We start from the raw sequence: 8308 nt of genomic DNA on the forward strand, positions 1-8308 counted from the left end.
TCTTCAAGGAGATGCAGGCTATATGGCACGCATTGTAGTAATTACCTCAGGCAAGGGTGGCGTCGGTAAGACCACCACGTCCGCGGCCCTGGCCACCGGCCTGGCCCTGGAGGGCCGCAAGACCGCCGTCATCGACTTTGACGTGGGTCTGCGCAACCTGGACCTCATCATGGGTTGTGAGCGGCGGGTGGTCTATGACTTTGTCAATGTGATCAATGGGGATGCCAACCTGCGCCAGGCGCTGATCAAGGACAAGCGTACGGACAACCTGTTCATCCTGCCCGCCTCCCAGACCCGCGACAAGGACGCCTTGACCGAGGCGGGGGTGGAGAAGGTGCTGGATGAACTGAGTCAGGAATTTGAATATATCGTCTGTGACAGCCCGGCCGGCATCGAGCGGGGCGCCCTGATGGCCGCTTATTTTGCCGATGAGGCCATTGTGGTAACCAATCCGGAGGTTTCCAGCGTGCGCGATTCGGATCGCATGCTGGGTATCCTGTCCAGCAAGACCCGCAAGGCGGAGCGGGGCGAGGGCGGTCTGCCGGCGAGGCTGCTGCTGACCCGCTATGCACCCGAGCGGGTGGAAAGGGGTGAGATGCTCAGCATGGAGGATGTCACCGAGATCCTGTCCATCGACATGCTGGGTGTGGTCCCCGAGTCCCAATCGGTGCTCAATGCGTCCAATGCGGGCATGCCCGTGATCCTGGACGAAGAATCCGACGCCGGACAGGCCTACCGTGATGCGGTGGCCCGTTTTCTGGGTGAAGACCGCCCGCACCGTTTTCTTTCCACGCAGAAGAAGGGGCTCTTCGGACGCCTGTTCAGGGGTTAGTGGCCATGAAAGGCATTTTCGATTATTTCCGTTCACCTCGACAGGGCAGTGCCAAGGTGGCCAAGGAGCGTCTGCAGGTGATCGTGGCACGGGAGCGGAGCCACCGCTCCGGCCCCGACTATCTGCCGGCCCTGCACCGGGAACTGCTGGAAGTCATCCGCAAGTATGTGCAGGTCGGGGATGAAGCCGTGCAAATGAGTCTGGAAAATCAGGGGAACTGCGAGATTCTGGAAGTCAACATTACCCTTTCGGAACCGGAGCGGCAGGAGTAGGTGCCGCAGGAGCGGTTGGAACGGCCGCTCCCTCATCCCCCCAATGCCAACTCCAACGCCCAGGGTCCGGGGCGACTGGGCACGGAACACAGCTGTTGCAGTCTGGTGACAAAGCGTTGCCGCGACATGGACACGGCCCCCATGCGAGTCAGATGTTCCGACGGGGTCTGGCAGTCCAGTAGCGGATACCCCCAATGGTCCAGGTGACGGCACAGGGCTACCAGAGCCACCTTGGAGGCATCCGGCACCCGGCTGAACATGGACTCACCAAAGAATACCCGCCCCATGCTTACCCCATAGAGCCCCCCCACCAGCGCGTCGTCTTCCCAGATCTCCACCGAATGGGCATGTCCGTTATGGTGTAGCTGGATGAAGGCCTGCTGCATCCCGTAAGTGATCCAGGTGCCGTGGACCCCGTGCCGGGGTCCTGCACATCCCTTGATGACTTCCGTGAAGGCCTGGTCGAATGTCACCCGGAAACGTTGCCGGCGCAGGATCTTGCCCAGGCTGCGGCTCACCTTCACCTGGGAAGGGTAGAGGATGGTACGGGGATCCGGTGACCACCAGAGAATGGGCTGACCCGCCTCGTACCAGGGAAAGATGCCATGACGGTAGGCATTGAGCAGCCTGGGCAGGCTCAGGTCGCCGCCGGCCGCCAGCAGGCCATTGGGTTCACGCAGGGCGCGGTCCACCGGCGGAAAGGATTCATCGCTCTGTCCGGGGTGCAGCCAAGTGAGGGAATGCATATCATTGTTGCCAGACATGGTCCAGTGATCCCTTTGGGTGTCCGAAGCACAGCCTAACCCGAGCCGGAGTCTGCTTCCACCCGGAACGGCGACAGACGCATCAGCTGCTCGCATTGAATCGCCATGGCCGCCTGCTCCCGTTGACAGAATGCAGCGACCGCGCCTCTGAGTCCCGGATGGGCAATCCAGTGCCCCGACCAGGTCCGGGTGGGCAGAAACCCCCGACTGATCTTGTGTTCTCCCTGGGCACCGGGCTCAAACCTCGCCAGACCCTGTTGTATGCAGTAGTCGATGCCCTGGTAGTAACAGGCTTCAAAATGCAGGGCGTCGTAATCCCGAATGCAGCCCCAGTAGCGGCCGTAGAGGGTGTCCTTGCCCCGGTAGCACAGGGCCGCCGCCACCGGCTCGCCGTCTTCCTCCGCCAGGAACATGACCACTTGTCGTCCCAGGGTACGGCCGGTTTCCCGGAAAAAGCCCGGACTCAGGGTGGGAATCCCCATCTTGCGTTCGAAGGTGCTCACGTAAAAGCGATGAAACACGGCCCACAAGTCTTCACTCACCTGATCACCGTGCAGCACCCGGATATCCAGCCCCTGTTCCTGTACGCGCCGCCGTTCACGCCGGACGTTTTTGCGCTTCTTGGCACTGAAACGTTCAATAAAATCGTCGAAATCCCGGTAATTCTCATTATGCCAGTGGTACTGGCAGCCCATGCGCAGGGTGAGGCCGGCCGCCTGCAGTGCCCGGCTGTCACCGTGTTCCGGGAACAGCACATGCAGTCCGGACAACTCGCCGGCGTGGGTCAGCTCGATGGCCTGCTGGATCAGCACCTGTTGCAACGCCTCCCGGTCATGGTCGGGGTGGACCAGCAGGCGGGGGCCGGTGGCCGGGGTATAGGGGATCGAGCAGACCAGCTTGGGGTAGTAGTTCAGTCCCGAACGCTGCCAGGCCTGTTCCCAGGCCCAGTCGAAGACGAACTCGCCGTAGTTGTTGGTCTTGATGTAGAGGGGTAGGGCGGCGACCAACTCACCGCCCGGTTGGCGCAGGGTGACATGCCGGGGATACCAGCCGAACCGGCTACCCAGGCAGTCATGGCGTTCCAGGGCACAGAGGAAGGCATGGCTGAGAAAGGGCTCATCCCGCCCGCCCAGGGCATCCCACTGTGAAGCGGGCAGGGCGGACAGGTCATCGCTGATGCGGCATTCCAGCAATCCCGGGTTATCCATGATGAAGACTCCGAGCACAATGTGGGACTGCCTGTCCGCGAAAAGCCTCAGCTTTCCAGAAAACGCTCCGCATCCAGGGCCGCCATGCAGCCGGAACCGGCCGAGGTCACCGCCTGACGATAGACATGATCCATCACGTCCCCGGCGGCAAAGACCCCTGGCACGCTGGTGGCCGTGGCATTACCATCCAGCCCGCTTTTCACCCGAATGTATCCATTGTTCATCTCCAGCTGTCCCTGGAAAAGATCGGTATTGGGTTGGTGGCCGATGGCGATGAAAACCCCCTGCAGCTCCAGGTCTCGGGTCTGCCCGGACGGCACACCCTTGATCCGCATGCCGGTCACCCCCATGTTGTCGCCCAGGACCTCATCCAGTACATGGTTCCACTCGATGCTCACCTTCCCCTGGCGCTCCTTCTCGAACAGCTGATCCTGCATGATCTTCTCCGCCCGCAGCTTGTCCCGGCGGTGGACCAGGGTGACATGCTCGGCGATGTTGGACAGGTACAGGGCCTCTTCCACGGCGGTGTTGCCGCCGCCGATTACCGCCACTCTTTGGCCGCGATAGAAGAAACCGTCACAGGTGGCGCAGGCGGAGACCCCCCGGCCCTTGAAGGCCTCCTCGGAGGGCAATCCCAAGTACATGGCCGAGGCCCCGGTGGCGATGATGAGGGCATCGCAGGTATAGATGCCGGTATCCCCGGTGAGGGTGAAGGGGCGCTGTTTCAGGTCGGCGGTATGGATGTGATCGAAGATGATCTCGGTATTGAAGCGTTCCGCGTGGCGCTGCATGCGCTGCATGAGCTCCGGGCCCTGTACCCCCTGATCGTCCCCGGGCCAGTTGTCCACTTCCGTGGTGGTGGTGAGCTGACCGCCCTGTTGCAGACCGGTGATCATGACCGGCTTGAGGTTGGCACGGGCAGCGTACACTGCAGCGGTATATCCGGCAGGGCCGGAACCGAGAATGAGCAGGCGGCAGTGTCTGGGGGCAGTCATGGTGATCGTTTCTCCTGGGGGCAATCTGGGGGTAATGATGGTGCGGTCAAAATCCGAGCCGCCTAATCTACTTTGAAGCCCCGTCGGCGCCAAGTCCTCGGCAAGATGTAGAATACCGCGCGAAGTCCCAAAAAAGGGACTTGAAACCCTTCAAAGGGTTAAACTCGATCGCTTACCCTGAATCTCGCACTCAAGCCCCCTGACACGACCTGACCATTGGCCAGAGCAAAATCCAAGAAAACGGCGGACAAGCCCGCCCGCAAGCCTACTTCCGCACCGCGACCCATCAGCGCCCATCTGCGCCGTGCCCTGCGCGAGGGTACCCTGCTGGTGCTGACGGCGGCGGCCGCCTACCTGTTCATCGCCCTGGCCAGTTACAGCCCCACCGACCCCGGCTGGTCCCAAACCGGGACCGGCATGAAGGTTACCAACCTGGGGGGCAGGGCAGGCGCTTGGTTTGCCGATGTGTTCTTCCATCTCTTCGGCTACCTGGCCTACCTGGCGCCGGTGGTGGTGGCCTACAGCGGCTGGCTGGTCTTTCGCGGCCGCAAGGATACCGGTGAGCTGGATCTGCATGCCCTGGGGGTGCGCTGGCTGGGGTTTGTCATCACCCTGACGGCCGGCTGCGGTCTGGCGACCCTGCACTTTCTTCCTGGCGCATTGCCCATGAATGCCGGCGGCATCCTGGGCGAGGTGATCGGCGAGGGGCTGGTGCCGATCTTTCACCTGTTGGGCGTCACCCTGTTCCTGCTGGCCCTGTTCCTGACCGGGGTGACCCTGCTCACGGGGTTGTCCTGGCTGTCCCTGATGGACCGACTGGGACGTTACACCCTCCAGGGCGTGAACTGGACCCTGGAACAGATCGCCCTGGCCTGGGAACGTCATGTCGGGCGGCAGGCCCGCAAGGAACGGGAGGCGAGGGAGAACGCCGTCCGAGCAGCAACGCCAAGGGAGGAGGAACCCCGCCCCCGGTCCCAGCCCAAGGTGGAACCCCGGATCGCCCCTCTGCAGGAACCCTTGCAGCCCCGCGAGGCGGAAAAACCCGCGCCGAAGATCAAGGCCCGGGTGGAACCGGTCCTGGAAGCGGTGTTGCCCACGCCGACCACCCCGCCCAAGCCCTCCGCGCCCAAGCGACAGGCTTCCCTGTTTGCCGCCGGCGAGATCCCCCCGGATGCCTTTCCGACCCTGGACCTGCTGGACGTCCCCAAGCCGCATGAAGGGGGGTATACCGAGGAAGACCTGCATCACATGTCCCGGCAGGTGGAGGAAAAGTTGCGCGACTTCGGGGTCCAGGTGGACGTGGTCGAGGTCCATCCAGGGCCGGTGATCACCCGTTTTGAACTGCAGCCGGCGCCGGGCCTGAAGGTGAGCCGGATCTCGGGGCTGTCCAAGGACCTGGCCCGGGCACTGTCGGTGATCAGTGTCCGCATCGTGGAGGTCATTCCGGGCAAGTCCACCGTGGGTCTGGAAATACCCAACCAGAAACGGGAACTGGTGAGCCTGTCGGAGATCTTCCGGGCGCCGGTGTTCGAAAAGGCCGGTTCCGCCCTCACCCTGGCCCTGGGCAAGGACATCAGCGGCCACGCAGTGGTGGCCGATCTGGCCAAAATGCCCCACCTGCTGGTGGCCGGCACCACCGGCTCGGGCAAGTCCGTGGGCATCAACGCCATGCTGCTCTCGCTGCTGTTCAAGGCCCGGCCGGACGAGGTGCGGTTGATCCTCATCGATCCGAAAATGCTGGAGTTGTCGGTCTACGAGGGCATCCCCCATCTGCTGGCCCCCGTGGTCACCGACATGAAGGACGCCTCCAACGCCCTGCGCTGGGGGGTGGCGGAGATGGAGCGCCGCTACAAGCTCATGTCGCAGATGGGCGTGCGCAACCTGGCCGGCTTCAACCGCAAGATCAAGGACGCCGCCGCCGCGGGCGAGCCCATCCCGGACCCCTTCTACAACCCGCAGACCGCCTTCGACCCGACGGCGGCGCCGCCGGAACTCAAGCCGTTGCCCTTCATCGTCATCGTGGTGGACGAATTTGCCGACATGATGATGGTGGTGGGCAAGAAGGTGGAGGAACTCATCGCCCGCCTGGCCCAGAAGGCGCGGGCGGCGGGGATCCACCTGATCCTGGCCACCCAGCGGCCTTCGGTGGATGTAATCACCGGCCTGATCAAGGCCAATATCCCTACCCGCATCGCCTTCCAGGTCTCCTCTCGGGTGGATTCGCGCACCATTCTGGATCAGATGGGGGCGGAGCAGTTGCTGGGACACGGCGACATGCTCTACCTGCCTCCGGGCAGCGGTCATCCGGTGCGCCTGCACGGCGCCTTCGTGGCGGACCACGAGGTCCATCACGTGGTGGACTTCCTCAAGGCCCAGGGGGAGCCGGACTATCTGGACGATGTGCTGGAGGAACCGGAATCCGGCGCCGCGGTCGTACCAGGACTGGAGCCCGTGGACTCCGGCGAGGACAGCGACCCCCTGTACGACCAGGCGGTGGCCATCGTGCTGGAATCCCGCAAGGCATCCATTTCCTATGTACAGCGCCGCCTCAAGATCGGTTACAACCGGGCCGCCCGGATGATCGAAGACATGGAGGCCGCCGGCGTGGTGAGCGCGCTGCAATCCAACGGCAACCGGGAAGTGCTGGCACCGGCACCCCAGGACTGAAGACGAGATGCCAAGACCCATGCGAGCCCTGTTTGCCCTGATGCTGACTGCCTGCCTGAGCCTGTCGCCGGTGCTGGCGGACGATGCCCGTGCCCGACTGGATCATTTCTTCCAGGAGATGACCAGTTTCGAGGCGGTGTTCGAACAGATGGTCATCAACGAGCGGGACGAGGTCCTGCAGCATGCCCAGGGCAAGGTCTATCTCAAGCGTCCCGGCCAGTTCCGCTGGGACTACCAGACCCCCTACAACCAGCAGATCGTGGCCGACGGCCAGTACCTGTGGACCTACGACGAAGACCTGGCCCAGGCCACGGTACAGGAGATGGGTGCTGTGCTGGGGCGTACGCCCATCATGCTGCTGTCCGAGCCCCGGGCGCTGGAGGAGGACTTCGAGGTGGCCTCCGAGGGCAGTCACCAGGGCCTGAGCTGGCTGTCCCTGACCCCCCATTCCGGCGACACCGATTTTCAGCGCATCCTCATCGGCCTGGACGAACGCACCGTGCGAATGATGGTGCTCTATGACCAGTTCGGCCAGCAGACCCGCATCCGCTTTGAAGACATGCAGCTCAACACCCGCATCCCCGATGCCCGTTTCCGCTTCGAGCCGCCGGCCGGAGTGGATGTGATGAGGAACTGAGCACCGCGACTGTCCGGCATCCATGACGGATCTCTTTTCCACTCCGGAACCCGACCGTCCCCTGGCGGATCGCATGCGTCCCCGGCGGCTGGAGGAGTACATGGGCCAGCAGCACCTGCTGGCCCCGGGCAAGCCCCTGCGCCGGGCCATCGAGGAGGACCGACTGCATTCCATGGTCTTCTGGGGGCCGCCCGGCACCGGCAAGACCACCCTGGCCCGGCTCATCGCCAACTATTGCGGCGCGAGATTCATCACCCTGTCCGCCGTACTTTCCGGGGTCAAGGACATCCGCGCCGCCGTGGACCAGGCCCGGGAGACCCGCCGGGTCGAGGGACGGGCTACGCTGTTGTTCGTGGACGAGGTCCATCGCTTCAACAAGTCTCAGCAGGATGCCTTCCTGCCCCACGTGGAAGACGGCACCATCGCCTTCATCGGTGCCACCACGGAAAACCCCTCCTTTGAACTCAATAACGCCCTGCTGTCCCGGGTGCGTACCTACGTGCTCAAGGGACTGGAAGCGGCGGACATCCGCGCCATCATCGACCGGGCCCTGGGCGACGAGACCCATGGCCTGGGCCGGCGGCACCTGACCATGGCCCCAGCCCTGCGCGACCTGCTGGCGGAACTGGCCGACGGCGATGCGCGGCGTGCCCTGAATCTGCTGGAGATCGCGGCCGACCTGGCCCGGGAAGGGGAGGCGGGGCCGGTGATTACGGAGGAGACCCTGGAGGAGGTGACCAGTCAGGGCCTGCGTCGTTTCGACAAGGGTGGGGAGCTGTTCTACGACCAGATCTCCGCCCTGCATAAATCGGTACGGGGCAGTGATCCGGACGCGGCGCTGTACTGGTTCTGCCGCATGATTGACGGTGGTTGCGACGTCGTCTACCTGGCCCGGCGCATCGTGCGCATGGCCAGTGAGGATATCGGTAACGC

The 8308-nt window shown here is 63.7% G+C and carries 8 protein-coding genes; 5 read left to right on the plus strand and 3 right to left on the minus strand.

Annotation, left to right across the window (positions count from 1 at the left end):
- Positions 1–22: 22 nt before the first annotated feature.
- Positions 23–832, plus strand: coding sequence for a septum site-determining protein MinD (gene minD, locus LQ952_RS08990; RefSeq protein WP_238622325.1), 810 nt, complete (start codon positions 23–25; stop codon positions 830–832).
- A gap of 5 nt (positions 833–837) precedes the next feature.
- A complete protein-coding gene (minE, locus tag LQ952_RS08995; RefSeq protein WP_238622326.1) occupies positions 838–1104 on the plus strand; it encodes a cell division topological specificity factor MinE in 267 nt (88 codons plus the stop codon).
- 32 nt (positions 1105–1136) lie between these two features.
- Here the strand turns inward: minE and aat are convergent, their stop codons facing one another.
- Genes aat through trxB form a run of 3 tightly spaced genes read right to left on the minus strand, consistent with a single transcriptional unit; the run spans position 1137 to position 4071 of the window.
- Positions 1137–1868, minus strand: a complete 732-nt coding sequence (aat, locus tag LQ952_RS09000) for a leucyl/phenylalanyl-tRNA--protein transferase (RefSeq protein WP_238622327.1) — start codon at positions 1866–1868, stop codon at positions 1137–1139.
- Between the two features lie 35 nt (positions 1869–1903).
- Positions 1904–3076 (minus strand): GNAT family N-acetyltransferase, encoded by a 1173-nt coding sequence (locus LQ952_RS09005; protein ID WP_238622328.1) that lies wholly within the window; start codon positions 3074–3076, stop codon positions 1904–1906.
- Between the two features lie 47 nt (positions 3077–3123).
- Positions 3124–4071, minus strand: coding sequence for a thioredoxin-disulfide reductase (trxB, locus tag LQ952_RS09010; RefSeq protein ID WP_238622329.1), 948 nt, complete (start codon positions 4069–4071; stop codon positions 3124–3126).
- Between the two features lie 216 nt (positions 4072–4287).
- Between trxB and LQ952_RS09015 the strand changes: the two genes are divergently transcribed.
- The 3 genes from LQ952_RS09015 to LQ952_RS09025 all read left to right on the plus strand — a co-directional run.
- Positions 4288–6738: a DNA translocase FtsK gene (locus LQ952_RS09015; RefSeq protein ID WP_238622330.1), complete on the plus strand. Its 2451-nt coding sequence runs from the start codon at positions 4288–4290 to the stop codon at positions 6736–6738.
- A 7-nt stretch (positions 6739–6745) separates the two neighbouring features.
- The gene (lolA, locus tag LQ952_RS09020) at positions 6746–7375 is read left to right on the plus strand and encodes an outer membrane lipoprotein periplasmic chaperone LolA (RefSeq protein WP_238622331.1); all 630 of its coding nucleotides are present in this window, start codon (positions 6746–6748) and stop codon (positions 7373–7375) included.
- 22 nt (positions 7376–7397) lie between these two features.
- Positions 7398–8308 (plus strand): replication-associated recombination protein A (locus tag LQ952_RS09025; RefSeq protein ID WP_238622332.1); only part of this gene is annotated, 911 nt, incomplete at its 3' end.

Source organism: Ectothiorhodospira lacustris (assembly GCF_022227785.1).
Lineage (GTDB): Bacteria > Pseudomonadota > Gammaproteobacteria > Ectothiorhodospirales > Ectothiorhodospiraceae > Ectothiorhodospira > Ectothiorhodospira lacustris.